Genomic DNA, 20,808 nt, shown 5'->3' with positions numbered 1-20,808 from the left:
CTAATCGCCGCCGCTTCTGAAATGTCTGGGTCGCATGCCCAGCACCACCATGGTGGTCACAAACAATATAACCGACAGAGAAATGGTTATTCCTACCTCTACCATTTGGGCGGGAAGAGACAATTCAAAGAAAGCTAAGCCTTGATCGCGATAATAAATAAGCCCGCCCATGGCAGCACTTGCAATAACCACACGGGCAATAAACAAAACCGATGTGCGGCTTAACGCAAATACACCTTGTCTATGCAGTGTTATATAAAGCAAAGCGGCGTTAAGCGTAGCTGACATACTGGTAGCGACAGCAAGCCCTACATAACCAAACGGAATCGCTAAAATAAGGTTAAACACCATGTTTGCGACCATACACCAAATACCAAATTTCACTGGCGTCTTGGTGTCTTGGCGGGAGTAAAACCCTGGCGCGAGAATTTTTACCAGCATAAAGCTGAGCAAGCCAAACGAGTACGCGGTAAGCGAGTAAGACGCCATAATAGCGGTTTCAGCAGTAAACGCGCCGCGCTGAAAAATAACGGTCAAAATAGGCCTTGCCATCACGCCAAGTCCCACTGCAGCAGGTATGCCCAATAAACACACCATGCGAAACGCCCAATCGATATTCGCAGCAAACGCTTTGGGGTTATTACTGACGTGGTTTCGGGATAGCGTAGGTAAAATGACTGTTGCGATGGCAATACCAAACAACCCTAGGGGAAATTCAAGCAGCCTGTCTGAATAGTATAACCAGCTAATAGAACCGGTAACTAAAAAGCTGGCGATGAAGGTATCAAACAACAAATTGATTTGCCCTACTGACACACCGAATAAGGCAGGGATCATCAGGGTGCGTACTTTTACCACGTTTTCGTCATGCCAGCCCCACTTTGGCTTTACCAAGAGCCCTGCCCTGAACAAAAACGGTAGTTGAAACAAGAACTGTACGATACCGCCGATAAACACACCCCACGCTAGCGCGTATGCGGGTTGCTCCAGCGTAGGTGCTAAGTATATTGCGCATGCAATAATGCATACGTTAAGTAAAACAGGGGTAAAGGCAGCAACCGCAAACTTATTGAGCGTATTGAGTATCGCCCCTGCCAACCCAGTCAGAGAGATAAACGCCAAATAAGGAAAGGTAATTTTTAACATGGTCGACGCGAGCACAAACTTATCTCCGGCCTCGTCCCCTTCGAGCCACGCCACAAACCAGCCTGTACCAAATAAAGCCGCCAAAACAGGAGATGCTATTACCCCTATAATAGAAACTACAAAAACAATAGCGCCTAATGTACCGCTGACTTTTGCAACGAACTCTCTAAGCTGCTTTTTATCGTCGTTCTCGTGGACTTCGGTTAATACCGGAATAAACGCTTGTGCAAATGCACCTTCAGCGAATAGACGACGAAGAAAATTAGGAATTTTGTTAGCAAAGAAAAATACGTCAGCGGCTGCTCCATCGCCCATAAGCTTGGCAACAACAACATCACGTACCAAGCCTAATACTCGCGAGACCAAGGTCATAATACTGACGATAAGACCAGATTTTATTAACTTCCGTGACACGTCACACTTCCAATAAGAGGTAAAGAATAGGCTGAATAACATCAGCCATTTGAAAGATAGTCAAAGGCGTCTGCTAAGCGTTAAGCGGCAACGCTAGGTTGCAAGCGAGCCATAATAACTAAAGGCTATCGCAGGCGAAACGATTTCTTCAAAATAGTTGTGCATCTTTAACAACTTTCTTGTTATAATCCGCGCCCGGTATGGGGTGCTGTCGTTTATGCATGTCTATCGCTGAAATGTCTTGAAAGAATATCACTACGAATCTCTTTCAAAAAATGTCGCAGAGAAATGTCGCAAAGAATGTGCAACGTGTTGAGCATACTTTGTGTTCAATAGCTTGCGCGTTTTAACGCGGAACGATTTAAGTTTTAAATCGTTTGACATTTGGGCGTTTGGTAGGCACAATCCGCACCCTCGTTTTTGACATGAATTTATTTTGGGAGTTACACCTTGGCTAACATTAAGTCTGCTAAGAAGCGTGCAATCCAAGCCGAAAAGCGTCGTCAGCACAACGCTAGCCGTCGTTCAATGACTCGTACAAGCATCAAGAAAGTTATCGCTGCAATTGCAAGCGGTGACAAAGAAGCGGCACAAGCTGCACTTACTGCTGCTACTCCAGTACTTGACAGAATGGCTACTAAAGGCTTGATTCACAAGAACAAAGCTGCTCGTCATAAGAGCCGTCTAGCTGCACAAATCAAAGCACTAGGTTAATCTTTACGATTAGTAGTTAAAAAAGCGCCCTTCGGCGCTTTTTTTGTATCTATAATCGACGCTAATTAGCATGGGTTACTGATTTCAAATTTAGACTTAAAGGCATAAAGCCCACCACTAGGCGAGCTCTGTTACAGTCTTTGCGGTGTGTTCACATCCCAGCTATCCGCTTATCAGCTCATTTTTCTTATTGAGCTTGCCGGTGCAATACGCATGATCCAGTGAAGGATGGCCCAAGGCCAGCTTGGCACAAACGCATTCGCTTTTTCTTTATTGATTGCATTGACCATCGCGCGACAGCCCACATCGGTATCAACTATAAACGGTACTTTCTCTACTTTTTCGTTTATTTCGCTGCGAATAAAACCGGGGTGAATACAGGTGACGTTAATTGGCGTATTCATTACATCCATTCGAATGCCTTCGGTCATTGATGTAAGCCCTGCTTTTGTTGCCGCGTATACAGTCATGGCGCGTCTAAACCCGCGCACCGCGCTTATAGATGAAATCGTCACAAGATGACCACTATTTTGTGCCCTAAAGATAGCCATTGCCGCTTCACATTGTGCTAGCGCCGACACAAAGTTAGTCACCGCCGTTTGCTTGTTAGCGTGGAAATACCCCGTACCAATAGACGCGCCCTTGCCCATGCCTGCGTTTACAATGACTCTATCAAGGGTTCCCATGTCGGCTATGAATGCGTCGAATACTTCAAAAACCGCATCGTGATCATTGACATCCAGCGAGCGAATATACACATCAATGTTTGGGTTAATTGAATGCAATTCGTCTTTCAATTTTTCTAAATTCTCAAAGCGTCTTGCGCATAGGGCTAGGTTACAACCCTGTTTGGCAAACTCAATCGCCATTCCCTTGCCTAGGCCTGAACTTGCGCCTGTGATCAGAATATTGCGTCTTGTTGTCATTATCGTTTTCCTGATGCTTTTATGGCCTTATTACAACGCCACATTAAGTAATGAATGAAGATCCAAAAGTTTTTAAACGCTGGATTATTGGTTTGCTTGTGGTGATATCGATAGTAGATTTGCTGGGCAATACCGGCCAAACGGAAAAGCCCGTATACCTCGTAAAAGGTAAAATCATCTACATCTATTTCCATCTCTTTGCAGTAGTACGCAACCACCTGCTTTCGAGTTAGCATACCGGGTAAGTGAGTAGGCTGGCGGCGCGTTGATTGGGCCAAAAAGTCATCATCCGCTTGTACCCAATACGCCAAGGTATTACCCAAGTCCATAAGCGGGTCGCCTAAGGTCGCCAGTTCCCAGTCCAACACACCGATAATTTGCGTATAGTTATCTGGCTTTAACACCACGTTGTCGAATCGGAAGTCATTGTGGGTAATACAAATGCGTTCATTAGCGGGCATGTGGTTTTCTAGCCAGCGCATTATTTTTTTACCCGAGGGGACATTCCAGTTTTTTGCTTTACTATAGCGTTCGCTCCACCCGCTTATTTGGCGTTCTATGTAGCCAGCACCTTTACCTAAGTGCTCAAGCCCCGCTTTCTTATAATCCACTTTATGAAGCTCGATTAAGCTATCAAGTACATTAGTGCAGAGCTGTTTGGTTTGCTGCTCAGACGTGTTTAAGCCTTTGGGTAAGTTCTTACGTGGTATCACGCCGGTAAACTTCTCCATTACGTAAAACTCTGTGCCTATAACGCTCTCGTCTTCACAAAGTCCAAGCATCTCTGGCACATAGCGATAAACAGGCTTTAACGCATGCTGTAACCGGTACTCCCGCCCCATATCGTGAGCTCCTTTCGCTTTAGTACCTGCTGGTGCGCGACGCAAAATTAACGACGTTTTTTCGCTCTGGTTTTGTTTACTGCCTTGATAGTCCAAGCAGTACGTCCAATTAGAAGCGCCCCCAGAATACTGGGTGACTTGAGGCAAGTTATCGCTACTTTGTATCGTGGCCTCCAATGATGGACTCGAGGCACTAATATTTCCCTTAAGCCAATTGTGTACAGCGCTCACGTCTAGCTCTTCGCCCGCACGCACGCTGTCAGCTTTATCTACGACCTGTTGTTGCATATCTCAATCTTCTTGTAATTCTGTTTCAAAGGGCCTATTCAAAGTGCTAACTCACAATCTTTGGCTAGAAGATACTTCTGTTTGTGCCTGTACAAGAGCAGCTCGACAATTATCTTCAGATAGCTTGGCGACAAACACAGGTGAGCGCGTTTCCGTTTTACCTAATTTTGCTTTAAATTTGCTTTTCCATTGCACGCTTCATCATCTTCGTTTGATTGAGCATATTTTTGATATAACGCTGGGTTGGCAGCAGCTTCTTTAACAGGAAAGCGCGTTTACCCAGTTTATGGGTAAGAATAAGAAACTGCTTTTTATCGACTTGCTGAAATATGGACTCAGCCACGTCTTCTTTCGTCATGTCTGCTTTGGCAAAGAACTTGTTGAGCATTTTGTGCGACGCTGGGTTGCTGCTTCGCATCGACTCATCTAAATTCGTTTTGAAGAAGCTTGGACAAACTACACTAACGTCAATATTGTCAGGTGCTAATTCCAACTTCATGGTTTCAGAAAACGACACGACTGCAGCTTTAACCGCGTTATAACTTCCCATATAAGGAATAGGCGTTAGCCCCGCTTGCGATGCAATATTAATGAAATAGCCACCGCCTTGCTCTCGCATTAACGGTAAGAGTGCACGACTGACTCTCACCATGCCTAACACATTAATATCAAACACCCACTGCCACTGCTCAATGCTCTCATCTAAAAGGCTGCCACCAGAAGCAACACCCGCATTGTTAAATACGATATCAACACCGCCCCAGCGATTTTCTAAGGTGTTCGCTAACGTTTGAACATCATTTTCAGAGGTTATATCGCAATGGATGTAAAACGCATTGGCACCTTGGGCGGATAGCGTATTTACTGTTTCATCGCCTCTTTCTTGGTTAATATCGGCAATGCAAATATCTAACCCCTCGTCTTTGCCTGCCCACTTTTCCGCCCACTTAAGGGCAATGGCCTGACCTAAGCCGGTAGAGCCACCGGTAATCAATACGCGCATGATGTGTTTCCTAACTGTTCTTGTTTCATTATTCTTGTATCGGCGTTTATGTTTAGTTGCGCTTTATTGTGTTAAGCGCTAATCAGTACTTCACTATTCTCTCTAATTGACCGCCTTATCAATCCAATCAAACTGATTCCGTCTTTTGCAGTGGCACTGATGGCTCTTCGTCACGCATTTTTCGTTTTGCCCACAGGGCCAATAGTGCGGGCCCGATGTACATTGCTACGCCATATACACCAGGTGCAATCGCGTAATCAGGCGCATCTAAAAAGGTAATACATATCAGCATTGCAAGCGCCGCGTTTTGCACGCCTATTTCAATGGCCAGCGTGAGCGAGTCTTTAAATGCTAGGTTTGAAAGCTTAGCAAGCCCGAGCCCTAACAATACCGATGATAAATTTAACGTTAAGCAAACCAAAAACGCGCTTTCAAAGGACGCGGCTAAATTGTTTCTTTCTGAAACCAACACGCCCACAATCATAAGCAACATGAAGTACATAGAAAACTGCCGGAAGAAGCTTTCAGTTTTAGTAGCAAACCTGCTGTTAAAGCGACGAATGGTCATGCCTAAAATGACCGGTACAATTGATATACCAACCAGCCCGATCACTGTTTGAATAATAGAAAAGTCTGGCGCGTTTTCTTTTACAAAGTAATCAAGAGCAAATTGAATGATGAAGGGCGTTGAGAAAACGCAAGCGATGGTAGAAATAGCGGTTAAGCTGACTGAAAGGGCCAGACTTGCTTTTGCAATGTGGCTGATTAAATTACTGGTCGTTCCGCCTGGGCATGCCGCTAAAACCATGACACCAACCGCAATATAATCGGGTAGACCAAAAACAAAGCACAGTCCTAGCGCCAACATAGGCAGCAATATAATTTGCCCTATAAAACCCGTTATTACTGCTTTAGGTGCTTTAAGTAGTCGGGCAAAGTCTGCAAGGGTTAGCGTTAGCCCCATACCAAACATAACAAATGCCAACGCTAGAGGTAACAACACCTCGGTAAGTACAGATGCCTGCATGCACACGCCCCTTACAAAAGAAGCCTCTATAAAAGAAATCTTTTATTAACATTTAAGCCAGTGTACTCTGTTTAATAATAAATAAAAATGATGCCTTATTATGGAAACCCATAAATGATATGCATGGAAAATTAGACCTAAATTTGTTTGTTGTGCTGCATGCGGTCTACGATCAGGGCGGCATTACGAAAGCCGCCAACGCACTTTGCCCAACAATTCAGTAATAAATTCGCTATCGAAATTCTGCCCCTTCCATTTGACGTCCTCCCACTCCCCGTACACATGTATTGGCACAAACACGCCGATGAATACTTAGTGAATGTATGGATGCGAGAGAAGCTTTTAGCAGTGGCGAATAAGTTGGGGTTATAGCCCGTATTTGTGTTGCTGTAACACAATGGTCAAGCAAGCGTCACGGTAGTGTCAATTTGCAAACCTATAGTGACGATCCAAGGCATCGCTTTGGGAAACCGCTATGAAAAAGACACACTATCGAACACTTTGGCTTTCTGATATCCATTTGGGAAATCGCGACTGCAAAGCTGAATACTTACTTTCCTTTCTTAATAGCATCACTGTAGACACCCTCTATTTGGTGGGAGATATCGTTGACATGTGGCAAATGACCAAGCAATTTCGCTGGCCACAGGCGCACAATCAAGTCATGCACAAATTCATGCAAATGAGTCAGGAAGGCACCCGTGTGGTGTACCTGCCCGGAAACCACGATGAGCCAATTCAGTCTTATTCGGGTATGACCTTCGGTGATATAGAAATAGAGCGAGAGTTGGTTCACACCACAGCACAAGGGAAGCGTTATTTAGTCTTACATGGCGATCAGTTCGATGGCGATGTAACTATGGGCAAATTCCATGCGTGGATTGGCGATAAAGGTTACGACCTTTTGCTTTTTCTAAATAGAGAGTTTAATCGCCTACTCGCGTGGCGCAAGCGAGAATATTGGTCACTTGCGGGCTATATTAAAAAACACATTAAGGGAGCGAATGAAGCCATCGCCCGTTATCGAGAGGCATGCTGTAGGCGCGCCGATGAAATGGGGCTCGACGGTGTTGTGTGTGGCCATATTCATCACCCTGAAAGCAGCTTTGAAAACGGCATTCACTACATTAATGATGGGGACTGGATAGAAAACTGCAGTGCACTGTCAGAAGACGTGAACGGTAACTTATCTCTTATTCATTACCTTGATTCACTAGAGTCAGCCACCGTAACACCAATTACAACCAAAACCTCTCGCTCAGAAGCGGCATAGCTGGCATTACACAAATGGGGCTGTAACGGCCCCTGACTCTTGCATTTCACCAAGCAACAGGTGAATTCCAACCCCACCCATCAAGGTTAGGGCCTGCTGACCTGTGCCTCATATCATAGGTTAACAGGTCATAGTTACAACTTTTTAACACTGTCAAATAACTGCCATGAAACTGTGTGAAAAGCGTCACATTGCCCTGCTATTGTTCGCCAAAACCGGAAGAGAAACAGGTTCTATGTTTACTGTAAACGACGTACTGAACAAGCATTACCCTCAAGTAGCAAATAACCCCATTCTATTTAAGTCGCTGTCTTTCGTATTAAGGCACCTTCTTCACGAACGTGAAATTACCGAATTTGGTGAAACCTATCCGCATTACGAAGATATCGATTTCGTAGAGCAAGTGCTTGAATATTTTAATATCAGCTACTCCACGCGCGATGTAGAAAAAGAACGCATTCCAAGTGAAGGTAGAGTGGTGATTATTGCTAACCATCCGATTGGCTCACTCGACGCACTTGCGCTTATAAAGCTGGTTAGTGAAGTACGTCACGACTTGAAAGTGGTCGCCAATGAAATGCTTATGGCCATTGAACCGCTTCACGATATGCTGTTACCTGTAAACAATATGCAGGGAGGCACACCAAAACAGCATTTATCGGCAATTCAAAAACACCTTAACAGCGACGGCGCCATATTGATTTTTCCTGCCGGTGAAGTGTCTCGATTACGCCCGCAAGGTGTTCGCGACACCAGATGGCACACAGGTTTTTTACGCATTGCAAAGCAAGCAAAAGCACCGATATTGCCGGTTTATATAGACGCGAAAAATAGCCCGCTTTTTTACGGCGTGTCCATGGTGTACAAGCCATTAGCCACCGCGCTGCTCGTCAAAGAGATGTTCAAACAGCGTAAGAAGCATTTACCTATGCGCATTGGCGAACTTATTCCATTTGAAGCGTACCAGCAAACCAACATACCGTTAAAAGAGCAGGTAAAGCTGTTTAAGCGCCACTTGTATCGCATTGGCAGTAACAAGAAAGGCGTATTTGAAACCCAGGCTTCCATTGCCATGCCAGAAGACAGAAAAGAACTGGCCCGCGCTATGCGAGACTGCGAACATTTAGGTGAAACTGGCGACGGAAAATCTATTTACCTATACCAACACAAAAGCTGTTCACCGATTATGCGAGAGATTGGCCGCCTGCGCGAAGTGGCGTTTCGAGCCGTGGGCGAAGGTACCAACAAGCGTAGAGACATCGATCAGTACGACTCCCACTATTATCACCTTGTACTTTGGGATGACAACGATTTAGAAATTGTGGGTGCCTACCGCTTTGGCGATGCTGAGCTTTTGACAGCGTCAGACCACCCTACCGGACTCTACTCTGCCACCTTATTTAATTACGGTAAGGACAACGATAAACTCTTCAAAGAAGGCTTAGAGCTAGGGCGAAGCTTTGTCCAGCCTCGCTATTGGGGAAAGCGTAGTTTAGATTATTTGTGGTTTGGTATCGGGGCATTTTTAAGCCGCTACCCAAAGTATCGCTATCTGTTTGGTGCGGTGTCACTCAGTAATGCCTACCCTGAACCCGCTAAAGATTTATTGGTACAATTCTATTCCACGTACTTCCCTGCCAAGTTTGGCGAAGCGACCTGCAAGCGACCTTATCAAATGGCGAACGACGCGTTACATCAATTTACAGGTAACGATTACAAGGCAGAATTTACGCAGCTAAAGCATTTACTGGCTAACATGGGCGTAAACGTACCAACGCTGTATAAGCAGTATTCTGAAGTGGCTAAAGACGGCGGGGTGGCATTTTTAGGCTTTAATGTCGACCCAAATTTTAACGACTGTATCGACGGACTGGTGGTAGTTGACATGCAAACGCTTACCGAAAAAAAGCGCAAACGCTATCTAACCGATATTCAGCTTAAAGCCACAGCCTAAGCGAAGAGGGAGCTTCTGACAAACGCTCCCTTTCTCATTCTACGGCCTTCCGCTTTACTGAAAATTTCAGAAGTCGCTATCGCTCGCCAACATACTTAAGAATGTCGGTATAAATATCTTCAAGAGTGAGCAAATCAGACACATGAATGTGTTCGTTTATTTGGTGAATGGTGGTGTTTGGCACACCCACTTCAACCACTTGTGTGTGCTCACTAGCAAAAAAACGCCCGTCAGAAGTACCACCAGATGTACTGATAACAGGGTAACGCCCTGTAGCGCCCTTTATCGCTTTTTCTACGCAGGCAATTAAGCAGTGCTCCGCGTTACTGTTAGGCTTGCTCAAGTAAGCTTCACAGGGTCTTGAAAAGCTAACTTTGGCTTCTGTATCAATACTATTGATAATACTGCGCAGCAATACCGATAAACTGTTTTGATTAAACTGCCACGAATATCTGACATTAAACTCTATACGAACAGCACTAGGCACTATGTTATCTGTGAAGCTTCCTGTGTCCATGTGTGTTATTTGAAGCGTAGTACCAGGGAAATCATCACTCCCCTTGTCAAATGGGTACTGTGTTAGCGCATTAATCACGTTACTCGCTTTGTGGATAGCATTTACCGCTGTCTTTGGATAAGCCACGTGACCTTGCTTTCCTGCAATATGGATAGTGCCGGAAAGTGAGCCTCTGCGTCCAATCTTAATCGTATCGCCGGTTGATGCAGATGCAGAAGGTTCACCGACTAGGCACATATCAAGCTGGACATTTTTAGATGCCAAATACTCAGCTATCCATTTAGAGCCCCACTCCGCCTCCCCTTCTTCATCACTGGTGATTAGCCACCAGAAAGAAACCTTACTGCCATCTAGGGAATCAATGGTTCGCTCTGTTGCCGCTAGCATGGCTGCGATGCCTGTTTTCATATCGGCAGCACCACGTCCATATAATTTATTTTTGCTAATTACGGGACTAAAAGGCGGTGACTTCCACTTATCAAGAGCACCTGGGGGCACTACATCAGTATGGCCGCTAAATGCAAAGTGATTCGGGCCCTGCCCCCACCTGGCGATGAGGTTGCTCACACCATTAATTGTGTATTTTTCACAAAAGAAACCGAGCTTTTCAAGCTTGTATATCAGGTAACTTTGGCAACCAGCGTCCTGTGGGGTAATCGACGCTCTTGCCATAAGCACTTCGGCAAAATAAATACTGCGAGCTGGCGCTATGGAAGGTAAAGGCTGAATTGACATGCATAAGAAACCTTTATGAAACGTGAGTCTATTACACAAATGTAAAGTGACACGGCAATAACAGATTTACGACAATGCCATGACAGCGGACAAAGTAAACTAAAGCTAAAAATAATAAAGGATGACAACAAGGAAGGCGACAATGGGTGAGTTGGCGACTAGGACTGGCTCGTTAAGATTTGTCTAAATCAACGCGCGTTGTTATAACTAGAACATAACTTAAAGAAAGGCATTACTGTGTTAAAAATCATTGTTTTAATACCCCTTATTTTGTCACTACTCTGGTTTGGCTATTTACAAGCCAACAAATACACTCTGGAGCAAGGCAAGCAAGGGTTTCTGTACATATTCGTGTTATCTGGTGTTATTGCGGCATTTTATACACTGATGCTGTTCTTAACGAACTAACGCACTTCAAATAAATAGCCAATCACTGTGTTGTATAAAAAAAGCCAGCATCTATGAAAGAGGCTGGCTTTTTAGTAATTACCGGTGTCACTGCTAGTCGCAGCGACAGCTTTTACGCAGCAGTGCTTATAGCGTCTGTGAGATAGTCACTTCTGCATTTGCGCGAAGCGCATCAATATATTGTTGATAAACGCGCTGGCCTTGTACCTGAGCAAGGCGCTGCTTCAGGCTTTCACCCAACTCATTCTCAAGCTCTGGTGCTGCGTTAACGTTTTCAAGCATAACAACAGCAACGTCACCGTTTACCGTTGTTGCAACATCAACTTTATCTTCGCCTTCAAGGGCAAGAGAGAAAAGCGTGTCAACGAGTGCACGTGCAAGTGTACCGCCCGCTCTCGGAACAGCAGCTGCTGTCTCCCAAGACACAGACTTTTCAGCTAGCTCGCTTTCAACGCTTTCTCCAGCACGCACTTTTTGTGCGATATCAAACGCCCAAGCTTCTGCAGCTTCTTTTGACTTTTCAGCCTTAACAGAGGCTTCGATGCCTTCGCGTACTTCTTCAAGAGATTGAGTACGCTGAGGCTGATGCTCAATAACACGCGCAACAACAACGGTTTCGTCGTCTAGTTCTATAATATCGCTATTAAGCCCTTCATCAATAAGTTCAGAAGAGAAAGCAACGTCTAGTAAACCAGGGAAGCTTAGATCAGCGGGTGCGGTGTTGCGACTAAATACCACTGACTCTTGCACAGGCAAATCAACCGCGTTCGCTGCATCTTCTAACGTATCAGGTACTTCAAACGCAATTTCAGCTAACGTATTTTGAAGCTCAAAGTACTTTTCCATAGCTGCGTCATAAAGAAGCGTATCGCGAATCTCACCCGCTACTTCATCGAAAGATTTAACTTGTGCTTCTTTTAAGTCTGTCAACTTGATGATGTGAAAACCAAACTCGGTTTCAACTACGTCGGATACATCGCCAACATTTTGTAAAGCAAAAGCTGCTTCATCAAACGCTGGGTCCATCATTTCTGGCGTAATGAAGTCTAGGTCACCACCGTTTTCGGCAGAGAATGTGTCATCAGAGTTTGCTTCTGCAAGAGCCGCAAAGTCTGCACCGTTGTCGAGTTCTGCTTTTAATGATTCTGCTTTTGCTTTCGCTGCATCGGCATCATCGCCCGCTTCGATAAGAATATGAGAAACACGGCGCTCTTCTTCTTTGCCGTAGCTTCCCAGGTTATTTTCGTAGTACGTGCGAACCGCTTCTTCATCAACCGAAACGCGATCTTTCAAGTCATCGACACTTAACTTAACGTAAGCAAGTTTAACCTGCTCGTCAGTATCGAAAGAGGCGATGTTGTTATTATAAAAAGCTTCAACATCCGCATCTGTCACTTCAATTGAGCCGGCAAATTCATCAGAGCTCACTAGCACGTATTTCGCATCACGAGTTTGGCGCTGTAGCGCATTCGCTTGCTGTACTTCACCGTCCAACGCAAATGAAGAATTCGTTAGCGCTGCAGCCAACTGGTTTTGTGTCATTTGAACGCGCAGATAATCACGGAAATCGGCTACTTGAAAACCGTTTTGACGAAGAATGGCTTGGAAACGCTCGTTATCGAACTGACCACCAAACTGGAATTCAGGCATTTGTGTTATAGTTTCGCGAATTTGTTTATCACTTACGCGCAATCCCATGTCCGTCGCTTGTTGCTGAATTAGTTTTTCAGCAACAAGTCTGTCCAGTACATTTCTTCTGAAATCTGCGAGGTATTGCTCACTAGAGAAAAGCTGTGCGATGCTTTCGCCGTATTGTGACTCCATTTGTGCACGCTGATTCTGATATGCACGCTCTAGTTCTTGTGCCGAAATTTCTTCGCCATTAACAGTAGCTACTGCAGTAGTACCTGATGATGTTAGGTAGCTACCTACACCTGCGAATACGAAACTTAAAACGATAAGCGCGATAATCGCCATCGCCCAAGGGCCTTGAGAACCTTCTCTGATTCTTTCTAGCATGATTGTTCTTCAACTCCGTTGCTTACTACAGTTACCTCAAACCATCACAAATCCGTGAGTGCGAGATAAAATAAGCGCTGATTATAACCCAATGCTGCCGAATATAAACGACCAAAACACACTATTTGTACTGTCTTTCGTTAAGTTCGAACGTTGCGAGGACATGTATAAAACTCATCAAGCCTCGAAGGGTTATTTCTACTCTTAAAATATTGGGGTCAGAGTCATTACTCTGACCCCAATATTGAATTCTTTGTTTTAGAAATAAAAAAGGCGATGGACTAGCCATCGCCTTTTTCTATAATTTTTGTGCTTAGTTACAAGCGTCTTTCAGTGCTTTACCAGCTTTGAAAGATGGAACTTTCGCTGCTGAAATCTGAATAGTCTCACCAGTTTGTGGGTTGCGGCCACTGCGAGCTGAACGTTCGCGAACTGAGAAAGTACCAAAGCCTACTAGTGCAACTTGGTCGCCGTCTTTAAGCGCCGCAGTTACTGAGTCAGTGAATGCGTCAAGAGCGCGGCCAGCAGCTGCTTTAGAAATGTCTGCACCAGCAGCGATTTGGTCGATAAGTTGAGACTTGTTCACAATTATGATCCCCTTCGATTGTTATTATACTGTTTGTCCAAAACGATTTTGCTTGAACGTTATAGCAAGCTTGATTGTTAACATCAAGCTTCAGTCACAAATAATTAACTTTATTAATGAATCGCTGCAATCCCTTTTGTGGCAAGGCTTCAAGCGAATACCACTTAAAGGTAACACAACTTTTGCGACTTGAAAGCCCTAATTTTAAAAAAATCAGGTTTTCTTTCGCTCAATGCACATTTTTTATTCAATTATTGCAATTTTATAGCAAAAAAACGGCTACACGCCTTTAAAAACAAAGGATTGTAGCCCGTCGATTAAGTTATTTTTTAACCACCTTGACGCTTTCTACAGGTTCCTGCAGTGCAATATCAAGAACTTCATCAATCCACTTAACCGGATGGATTGATAAATCTTTCTTCACGTTGTCTGGAATTTCTTCCAAATCACGCTCGTTATCTTTTGGAATAACGACAGTTTTAATACCGCCTCGATGCGCAGCTAATAGTTTTTCTTTAAGTCCACCAATAGCAAGCACCTCACCACGTAGGGTGATTTCACCGGTCATGGCTACATCGCACTTCACAGGGTTACCCGTAAGTGACGAGACAAGTGCAGTGCACATAGCAATACCTGCGCTAGGGCCATCCTTCGGCGTAGCACCTTCAGGTACGTGCACGTGAATATCACGTTTCTCGTAGAAGTCATCGTTTATGCGAAGCTTTTCTGCACGACTTCTTACCACCGTCATAGCAGCCTTAATAGACTCTTGCATGACATCACCTAAAGAACCCGTTGATGTCATTTTACCTTTGCCCGGAACCGACGTTGTTTCAATGGTCAGTAAGTCACCACCTACCTGCGTCCAAGCAAGTCCTGTAACTTGGCCAATTTGATTGTCTTTGTCCGCTTTACCGTAGTCAAAGCGTTGAACGCCTAGATAGTCCTTAAGGTTATCCTGTGTTACTACTACTTTGTCTTTGCTTTTCTTAAGCAAAATATCTTTCACGGCTTTACGGCATACTTTCGACACTTCGCGCTCTAAGCTACGAACCCCGGCTTCACGGGTATAGTATCGAATCATACCGATAACGGCAGAATCGGTAATTTCCAACTCCTTCGCTTTAAGCCCATTGCGTTCCATTTGCTTACCAATTAAATGGTTCTTTGCAATGTTGAGTTTTTCATCTTCTGTATAGCCAGATAGACGAATCACTTCCATACGGTCAAGTAATGGACCTGGAATATTCATGCTGTTAGAGGTGGCTACGAACATAACGTCTGACAGGTCGTAGTCGACTTCCAGATAATGATCACTAAAGCTATTGTTTTGCTCTGGATCTAGTACTTCAAGCAGCGCTGACGCAGGGTCGCCTCGCATATCTGATGACATCTTATCGATTTCATCAAGTAGGAAGAGCGGGTTTTTAACCCCTACTTTCGCCATTTTTTGAACTAGCTTACCTGGCAATGAACCAATGTAAGTACGACGGTGACCACGGATTTCAGCTTCGTCACGCACGCCACCTAGTGCCATACGCACATATTTGCGACCTGTCGCTTTAGCAATCGACTGGCCTAGTGAAGTTTTACCTACACCTGGAGGGCCAACAAGACACAGAATTGGGCCTTTTAGCTTCTTAACACGCTGCTGAACGGCTAAATACTCAAGAATGCGCTCTTTCACTTTCTCAAGGCCGTAGTGGTCTTCGTTAAGCACACCTTCTGCGCGGGAAAGATCTTTCTTCACCGGCGAGCGCTTGTTCCACGGCACGTTAGTCAGCCATTCAATGTAGCTTCGAAGCACGGTAGCTTCTGCAGACATTGGTGACATCATCTTAAGCTTTTGAAGTTCAGCTTTCGCTTTATCTTCCGCTTCTTTAGGCATTTTAGCGTCGGCTATCTTTTTAGATAACGCTTCAAATTCGTCAGGTGCGTCATCCAGTTCACCCAACTCTTTCTGAATAGCCTTCATCTGCTCATTCAAGTAGTACTCGCGCTGGCTCTTTTCCATTTGCTTTTTAACGCGGGTACGAATTTTCTTTTCGACCTGCAGCAAATCAATTTCGCCTTCCATCAGCGCCATCAGATATTCAAGACGCTCATTGACGCCCTGCATCTCTAACACTTTTTGCTTTTCAGTAAGCTTAAGAGGCATATGTGCAGCCATGGTGTCGGCTAAACGAGGCGCATCTTCAATGCCATTTAGTGATGTCAGTACTTCTGGTGGAATTTTTTTGTTTAGCTTTACATAGCCTTCAAACTGAGAAACCGCAGAGCGAATAAGCACTTCTTGTTCGCTCTCATCAATCTCTTCATCAGTTAGTTTGTCTACATTAGCAACAAAGAACGGCTCTGATTGCTTATAGCTTTCAATTTCACCGCGTACACTACCTTCTACCAGCACTTTAACCGTACCGTCGGGTAGCTTTAGAAGTTGTAGGATAGTAGCAATAGTACCGACGGTATAGATGTCGTCCGCTTCAGGCTCATCTACGCCAGCGTCTTTTTGTGCTACTAGAAAAATTTGTTTGTCATTATCCATTGCCGCTTCTAGACAACGAATTGATTTCTCACGCCCAACAAATAGGGGTATGACCATATGCGGGTAAACAACCACGTCCCGCAAGGCAAGCACAGGAATTTCAATGCGATTTTCACGCTCAACTGTCATACTTGTTCTCAATTAGTTTGAAATGTCATTTTTATATGGGGATGCAAGAGCAAAGTTCAATCGAAACTTATTAAAGTGCGTTAATTCCTTAACCTTACCTTCCCTGCTCTAGGGCCTGTTGACCTTAGTATAACCATTATCGATTTTGCCTCGAATGGCAATACTAAACTCAAAAATCTAGTAGAAAGGATAGCGAGATTTGTTTTAACCGCTCAAATATCACCCACTTTCAAGGTATACCCTTTGGTTAAACGTAGATCAGATTAGACAGCGAGATCTGAAACCTTGGCTGTTAAAAACAAAAAAAGGCCCTAAAGGGCCTTTTTTCACAAAACCAGCATCTATTCAGAGGCGGCTTTCTTTTCGTTGCTGTCGTAAATCAAGATAGGTTTTGATTCACCGCGAATAACGGTTTCATCAATAACAACTTTGCTCACGTCTTCCATTGAAGGAAGGTCGTACATAGTATCAAGCAAAACCGCTTCAACGATTGAGCGAAGACCACGTGCGCCTGTCTTACGATCCATTGCCTTTTTAGCAATAGCATTAAGTGCATCGTCACGGAACTCTAGCTCTACATCTTCCATCGAGAACAATGCACCATATTGCTTGGTGATTGCATTCTTAGGCTCGCGTAGAATTTGAATTAGTGCCTCTTCATTCAACTCTTCAAGGCTTGTTACTACCGGTAGACGTCCAATGAACTCTGGAATCAACCCATATTTCACTAAGTCTTCAGGCTCAACTTGCTTAAACAGTTCACTGATTTGTTTGCTGTTGTCTTTCGACTTAACCGTAGCACCAAATCCAATACCCGTGTCTTTTTGTGCGCGTTGCTCAATAACTTTATCAAGACCAGCAAACGCACCACCACAGATGAACAATATCTTAGAGGTATCAACCTGCAGGAATTCCTGCTGTGGGTGCTTACGTCCACCTTGCGGAGGAACAGACGCAACCGTACCCTCAATCAGCTTTAGAAGCGCCTGCTGTACACCTTCACCCGAAACGTCACGAGTGATAGATGGGTTGTCTGACTTACGAGAAATCTTATCAATTTCATCGATGTAAACAATTCCGCGCTGCGCTTTCTCTACGTCGTAGTCGCACTTCTGCAGTAACTTCTGGATGATGTTCTCAACGTCTTCGCCCACGTAGCCAGCTTCAGTTAGCGTGGTTGCGTCAGCCATGGTGAACGGAACATCAAGCAGGCGCGCTAGGGTTTCCGCTAGCAGCGTTTTACCACTACCGGTAGGTCCTATTAGCAAAATATTACTTTTGCCAAGTTCTACGCCTTCGTGAACGTCGCCATTGCGCAAGCGCTTGTAGTGGTTATATACCGCTACTGATAATACCTTCTTTGCATGTTCTTGCCCGATAACGTAATCGTCTAGGTGAGCATGAATTTCACTTGGTTTAGGTAAAGCGTCCTGCTTTTGCTTAGGCGCGATTTCCTTAATTTCTTCGCGAATGATATCGTTACATAACTCAACACACTCGTCGCAAATGAATACCGACGGGCCTGCTATTAACTTTCTTACTTCGTGTTGGCTTTTGCCACAAAACGAACAGTACAGTAGCTTATTATCACCGTCACCGCTTTGCTTATCACTCATTACTTTTGCCTCTGCCTTGCCTGAGCCGAAAACCAAAACGTGCTATGCACTGGCTCAGGTCTACTATAACTATACTACTTAGTTGCGGCTACGTCAGATCGATTTGCTAAAACTTGGTCAACAAGGCCATATTCTTTTGCCTCAGTTGCACTCAAGAAGTTATCACGGTCTGTGTCACGCGCGACTTTTTCATAGTCTTGACCAGTATGGTCCGCCATAAGGCGATTCAATTTCTCTTTAATAGACAGAATTTCTTTCGCGTGTATTTCAAAATCAGATGCCTGACCTTGGAAGCCACCAAGCGGTTGGTGAATCATTACGCGCGAGTTAGGTAGACAGTAGCGCTTACCTTTTGCTCCTGCAGATAGTAGAAATGCGCCCATGCTTGCAGCTTGGCCCATACATACTGTACTCACGTCTGGCTTGATAAACTTCATCGTATCGTAAATTGCCATGCCAGCAGTTACCGAACCGCCTGGTGAGTTAATGTATAAGAAAATATCTTTCTCTGGGTTTTCAGCTTCTAAGAACAACATTTGAGCAACGATGAGGTTGGCCATGTGATCTTCAACTTGTCCTACCAAGAAAATTACGTTTTCTTTCAATAGGCGAGAATAAATGTCGTATGAGCGCTCACCTTTAGAGGTTTGCTCAACAACCATAGGAACAAGTGCATTCATTGGGTCAAACGGGGTATTAGTCATAGCTACCTTGATTATCTAGCGTTAAAAACAAAAATGCTCGGAAGGCTCCGAGCATTTAAGCAGTTGCTGACAAGTAATGTCAATCAGACAGTAAAAAATTACGCCTGTTTGTTCATAACCTCGTCAAAAGCTTTAGTTACTTCGGTAACTTTTGCTTGCTCAAGAACCCACTCAATAGCTTGTTCTTCTAGTGCAACGTTCTGCATTTGTTGCATAAGCTCTTGGTTGTTGTTGTAGTAATCAACAACTTCTTGCGGAACTTCATACGCTGAAGCAGCAGTTTCGATCATCTCGTTAACTTTAGCTTCGTCTGCTTTAAGTTCGTTCTGCTTGATCACTTCACCTAGAAGAAGACCAATAGATACGCGACGTTTAGCGTTGTCAGTAAACAATTCAGCAGGTAGGTCTGGAAGGTTCTGACCACCGCCTTGTTGGCTGAAACGTTGTTTAGCTTGCTCGCGAAGTGCGTTCACTTCTTGATCGATAAGCGCTTGAGGAATATCAATCTCGTTAGCTTCAACTAGCTTAGCAATAACGTCTTCTTTAACTTGCGCTTTTAGCGTTTGATTTAGTTCACGCTGCATGTTCTTACGAACTTCTGCTTTAAGCGCGTCAACTCCGCCTTCTTCAACACCGAATAGTTTAGCAAACTCTTCGTCAACTTTTGGAAGGTTTAGGCCTTCTACTTTCTTAACGGTAGTTTGGAAAACTGCATCTTTACCTTTTAGGTTTTCTGCGTGGTAGTCTTCAGGGAAAGTTACTTCGATAGTCACTTCTTCACCCGCTTTCGCGCCAACAAGTGGCTTTTCGAAACCAGGGATCATGCGATCTTTACCTAGCTCAAGAGCGAAGTCTTCTGCTTTACCACCTTCAAACTCTTCACCGTCGATAGAACCAACGAAGTCGATGATAACTTTGTCGTCTTTCTTCGCTTTACGCTTAACTTCTTTCCAAGTTGCGTGCTGCTTCTGAAGTGTTTCCATCATGTTATCTAGATCTTCGTCAGTAATTTCTACTACTGGCTTTTCGATTTCGATATCGCTAACACCTTTCACTTCTACTTCTGGGTAAACTTCGAAAGATGCTGTGAATTCTAGGTCCTGACCGTCTTCGTCTTTAGTCAGTTCAAACTTCGGCATACCAGCAGGCTGAATTTTTTCTTGAATCACTGCTTGGTAGAAGTTTTGCTGCATAACATCGCCAGCAACTTCTTGGCGAACAGCTTGGCCGAAACGCTTTTTGATTACGTTTACAGGAACTTTACCTGGACGGAAGCCGTTGATGCGTTGTGTTTTCGCCAATTGCTGTAGACGTGACTTAACTGCTGAATCAACCGTGTCAGCTGGAACGGTGATAGTAAGACGGCGTTCTAAACCCTGGGTCGTCTCGACTGAAACTTGCATTATGTTACCTCAACTATACGCCTTTACAGGCGTTTTGTTCTCAATCCCCTCTCCCGTCATGCAAGAGTTGCATATCACTCCGGGGTAGAGGTCGTTATTCGACGTTTATAAAATCAAAGTTAGGACACGAAATTGTGTCAAAAAGCCAACCTGAAACAAACGTACTGGTTAAAAAAAGACGCGGTAGTATACAGCCGCATACCACAAGAGTCGAGAGGCAAACACAAGTTTGTAACAACCATTTGAACGCATTTTGACCAAATAGCGAAACTAATAGCCTAAATAGCGAAAAAGACGGAATTTATGCGAATTTATTGAGCAATGAATAGAGAAGAGAGAAAGATAATGGTCGGTGAGACAGGATTTGAACCTGCGACCCCTTGTACCCAAAACAAGTGCGCTACCAAGCTGCGCCACTCACCGACAGATATATCTTTTTGAAAAGCCCTGCGAGAGCTTTAAATATGGTGCGGAAGGAGAGACTTGAACTCTCACGCCGTGAAGCACTGGAACCTAAATCCAGCGTGTCTACCAATTCCACCACTTCCGCGAAAAAGTG

The 20,808-nt window shown here is 44.4% G+C and carries 15 protein-coding genes, 2 tRNA genes and 1 pseudogene; 4 read left to right on the top strand and 14 right to left on the bottom strand.

Annotated elements, in window-relative coordinates; translation table 11 throughout:
• Positions 1 to 1,560, bottom strand: coding sequence for a murein biosynthesis integral membrane protein MurJ (gene murJ, locus MHN09_RS18155; protein WP_187446167.1), 1,560 nt, complete (start codon positions 1,558 to 1,560; stop codon positions 1 to 3).
• Between the two features lie 450 nt (positions 1,561 to 2,010).
• On the opposite strand from murJ, the gene rpsT reads away from it, so the two are divergent.
• Positions 2,011 to 2,274, top strand: coding sequence for a 30S ribosomal protein S20 (gene rpsT / locus MHN09_RS18150; protein ID WP_014950134.1), 264 nt, complete (start codon positions 2,011 to 2,013; stop codon positions 2,272 to 2,274).
• Positions 2,275 to 2,447: 173 nt separating this feature from the next.
• Here the strand turns inward: rpsT and MHN09_RS18145 are convergent, their stop codons facing one another.
• The 4 genes from MHN09_RS18145 to MHN09_RS18130 all read right to left on the bottom strand — a co-directional run bounded on the left by MHN09_RS18145 (position 2,448) and on the right by MHN09_RS18130 (position 6,360).
• A complete protein-coding gene (locus tag MHN09_RS18145) occupies positions 2,448 to 3,200 on the bottom strand; it encodes an SDR family oxidoreductase (protein WP_239241659.1) in 753 nt (250 codons plus the stop codon).
• Positions 3,200 to 4,330 (bottom strand): phosphotransferase family protein, encoded by a 1,131-nt coding sequence (locus tag MHN09_RS18140; protein WP_239241658.1) that lies wholly within the window; start codon positions 4,328 to 4,330, stop codon positions 3,200 to 3,202. Before MHN09_RS18140 ends, MHN09_RS18145 begins: the two co-directional genes overlap by 1 nt.
• Before the next feature lie 172 nt (positions 4,331 to 4,502).
• Entirely contained in the window at positions 4,503 to 5,333 is an 831-nt protein-coding gene (locus tag MHN09_RS18135; RefSeq protein WP_049586569.1) for an SDR family oxidoreductase, read from the bottom strand.
• 127 nt (positions 5,334 to 5,460) lie between these two features.
• On the bottom strand, positions 5,461 to 6,360 hold the full coding sequence (locus MHN09_RS18130; RefSeq protein ID WP_049586567.1) for a bile acid:sodium symporter family protein: 900 nt from the start codon (positions 6,358 to 6,360) through the stop codon (positions 5,461 to 5,463).
• Between the two features lie 234 nt (positions 6,361 to 6,594).
• On the opposite strand from MHN09_RS18130, the pseudogene MHN09_RS21595 reads away from it, so the two are divergent.
• The 3 genes and pseudogenes from MHN09_RS21595 to MHN09_RS18120 all read left to right on the top strand — a co-directional run.
• Positions 6,595 to 6,732, top strand: a pseudogene (locus MHN09_RS21595) (LysR family transcriptional regulator); the annotation flags it as partial.
• Between the two features lie 103 nt (positions 6,733 to 6,835).
• Positions 6,836 to 7,633, top strand: a complete 798-nt coding sequence (locus MHN09_RS18125) for a UDP-2,3-diacylglucosamine diphosphatase (protein ID WP_239241657.1) — start codon at positions 6,836 to 6,838, stop codon at positions 7,631 to 7,633.
• Between the two features lie 166 nt (positions 7,634 to 7,799).
• On the top strand, positions 7,800 to 9,587 hold the full coding sequence (locus MHN09_RS18120; RefSeq protein ID WP_275446584.1) for a lysophospholipid acyltransferase family protein: 1,788 nt from the start codon (positions 7,800 to 7,802) through the stop codon (positions 9,585 to 9,587).
• Between the two features lie 76 nt (positions 9,588 to 9,663).
• Here the strand turns inward: MHN09_RS18120 and dapE are convergent, their stop codons facing one another.
• The 9 genes from dapE to MHN09_RS18075 form a co-directional block, all read right to left on the bottom strand.
• The gene (gene dapE / locus MHN09_RS18115) at positions 9,664 to 10,839 is read right to left on the bottom strand and encodes a succinyl-diaminopimelate desuccinylase (RefSeq protein ID WP_239241656.1); all 1,176 of its coding nucleotides are present in this window, start codon (positions 10,837 to 10,839) and stop codon (positions 9,664 to 9,666) included.
• A gap of 534 nt (positions 10,840 to 11,373) precedes the next feature.
• Positions 11,374 to 13,266 carry a SurA N-terminal domain-containing protein gene (locus tag MHN09_RS18110; protein WP_239241655.1) on the bottom strand — a complete coding sequence of 631 codons (1,893 nt, stop codon included), beginning with the start codon at positions 13,264 to 13,266 and terminating at the stop codon, positions 11,374 to 11,376.
• A 313-nt stretch (positions 13,267 to 13,579) separates the two neighbouring features.
• Positions 13,580 to 13,852 (bottom strand): nucleoid-associated protein HU-beta, encoded by a 273-nt coding sequence (gene hupB / locus MHN09_RS18105; RefSeq protein ID WP_012518978.1) that lies wholly within the window; start codon positions 13,850 to 13,852, stop codon positions 13,580 to 13,582.
• Between the two features lie 322 nt (positions 13,853 to 14,174).
• Positions 14,175 to 16,526, bottom strand: a complete 2,352-nt coding sequence (lon, locus tag MHN09_RS18100) for an endopeptidase La (RefSeq protein WP_039228334.1) — start codon at positions 16,524 to 16,526, stop codon at positions 14,175 to 14,177.
• Between the two features lie 341 nt (positions 16,527 to 16,867).
• On the bottom strand, positions 16,868 to 18,142 hold the full coding sequence (gene clpX / locus MHN09_RS18095) for an ATP-dependent protease ATP-binding subunit ClpX (protein ID WP_014950146.1): 1,275 nt from the start codon (positions 18,140 to 18,142) through the stop codon (positions 16,868 to 16,870).
• A gap of 74 nt (positions 18,143 to 18,216) precedes the next feature.
• Positions 18,217 to 18,846, bottom strand: a complete 630-nt coding sequence (gene clpP / locus MHN09_RS18090) for an ATP-dependent Clp endopeptidase proteolytic subunit ClpP (RefSeq protein WP_014950147.1) — start codon at positions 18,844 to 18,846, stop codon at positions 18,217 to 18,219.
• A gap of 98 nt (positions 18,847 to 18,944) precedes the next feature.
• A complete protein-coding gene (tig, locus tag MHN09_RS18085) occupies positions 18,945 to 20,249 on the bottom strand; it encodes a trigger factor (protein WP_239241654.1) in 1,305 nt (434 codons plus the stop codon).
• A 346-nt stretch (positions 20,250 to 20,595) separates the two neighbouring features.
• Positions 20,596 to 20,672 (bottom strand) — tRNA-Pro (locus tag MHN09_RS18080).
• A gap of 42 nt (positions 20,673 to 20,714) precedes the next feature.
• Positions 20,715 to 20,799: transfer RNA gene (locus MHN09_RS18075), tRNA-Leu, on the bottom strand.
• Positions 20,800 to 20,808: the final 9 nt, after the last annotated feature.

Origin of the sequence: Alteromonas sp. MmMcT2-5 (assembly GCF_022348315.1) — a bacterium.
GTDB classification, from domain to species: Bacteria; Pseudomonadota; Gammaproteobacteria; order Enterobacterales; family Alteromonadaceae; genus Alteromonas; species Alteromonas macleodii.
The sequence above is the reverse complement of the archived record's forward strand: the minus strand, read 5'-3'. Positions and strand labels throughout refer to the sequence as shown.

Coding starts and splice junctions, on each gene's coding strand:
- MHN09_RS18145 (WP_239241659.1), bottom strand. CDS start 3,200: ATGACAACAAGACGCAATATTCTGATCACAGGCGCAAGTTCAGGCCTA.
- MHN09_RS18140 (WP_239241658.1), bottom strand. CDS start 4,330: ATGCAACAACAGGTCGTAGATAAAGCTGACAGCGTGCGTGCGGGCGAA.
- MHN09_RS18135 (WP_049586569.1), bottom strand. CDS start 5,333: ATGCGCGTATTGATTACCGGTGGCTCTACCGGCTTAGGTCAGGCCATT.
- MHN09_RS18130 (WP_049586567.1), bottom strand. CDS start 6,360: ATGCAGGCATCTGTACTTACCGAGGTGTTGTTACCTCTAGCGTTGGCA.
- MHN09_RS18125 (WP_239241657.1), top strand. CDS start 6,836: ATGAAAAAGACACACTATCGAACACTTTGGCTTTCTGATATCCATTTG.
- MHN09_RS18120 (WP_275446584.1), top strand. CDS start 7,800: ATGAAACTGTGTGAAAAGCGTCACATTGCCCTGCTATTGTTCGCCAAA.
- dapE (WP_239241656.1), bottom strand. CDS start 10,839: ATGTCAATTCAGCCTTTACCTTCCATAGCGCCAGCTCGCAGTATTTAT.
- MHN09_RS18110 (WP_239241655.1), bottom strand. CDS start 13,266: ATGCTAGAAAGAATCAGAGAAGGTTCTCAAGGCCCTTGGGCGATGGCG.
- lon (WP_039228334.1), bottom strand. CDS start 16,526: ATGACAGTTGAGCGTGAAAATCGCATTGAAATTCCTGTGCTTGCCTTG.
- clpX (WP_014950146.1), bottom strand. CDS start 18,142: ATGAGTGATAAGCAAAGCGGTGACGGTGATAATAAGCTACTGTACTGT.
- clpP (WP_014950147.1), bottom strand. CDS start 18,846: ATGACTAATACCCCGTTTGACCCAATGAATGCACTTGTTCCTATGGTT.
- tig (WP_239241654.1), bottom strand. CDS start 20,249: ATGCAAGTTTCAGTCGAGACGACCCAGGGTTTAGAACGCCGTCTTACT.